Origin of the sequence: Geomobilimonas luticola, assembly GCF_018476905.1 — a bacterium.
Taxonomy (GTDB): domain Bacteria; phylum Desulfobacterota; class Desulfuromonadia; order Geobacterales; family Geobacteraceae; genus Geomobilimonas; species Geomobilimonas luticola.
Genome location: NZ_JAHCVK010000026.1, coordinates 1 through 723 on the forward strand (window position 1 = coordinate 1; position 723 = coordinate 723).

Here is a 723-nt window from a genome sequence, read left to right on the forward strand (position 1 = left end):
GGCTCTAGACCATCAGAAATCATCTGATAGGCTAGAAGCATGTTTGAAAACAGTAAGTTATCACGATTTAAAGTTGCAAAAATTATCGACTGCTTTTGCATCGATATCGACGCTACAAAAACGGCCCAGTTGCTAGGCTTCAATCGAAAGACCATCAACCGTTACTTTCTGGCCTTTCGTAAACTGATCCATGCACATCAGTGCTCCGAGAAGGATCAGTTCGTTGGTGTTATCGAGGTTGATGAAAGCTTCTTTGGCCCGTCCAGACTTCGCGGTAGACCTGGTCCGAGGAAGCGTGGCCGTGGCACTCTTAAACAACCTGTTTTCGGCATCTACGAACGCAATGGCAGAGTCTATACAGAACTGATAACCGACTGTTCAGCCCAGACATTGCAAGCCATCATCAGGGGTAAGGTGAGCCCCGAATGCGTTGTCCATTCCGATGGATGGAAGGGCTACGATGGCTTGGTCGATGTCGGCTACGATAAGCATTTCCGCATCAACAAGAGCAAACATTTCGCCAGCAAAGGCATTCACATCAATGGTATCGAAGCTTTCTGGAGCTTCACGAAGCGCCGCCTCACCAAGTTCAACGGAGTGAAGAAGAACTTCGAACTTCATCTCAAAGAATGTGAATGGCGTTACAATAAATCAACTGGACAACTGGTCAAAGAACTACGTACACTAATTTCGAAAAACAAAAACTTGATGGTCTAGAGCCTT

The 723-nt window shown here is 46.2% G+C and carries 1 protein-coding gene; it reads left to right on the plus strand.

The features are described from left to right. The first annotated feature begins 39 nt into the window (after nt 1–39). Nucleotides 40–717 (plus strand): IS1595 family transposase, encoded by a 678-nt coding sequence (locus KI810_RS17150; RefSeq protein ID WP_214176791.1) that lies wholly within the window; start codon nt 40–42, stop codon nt 715–717. Nucleotides 718–723: the final 6 nt, after the last annotated feature.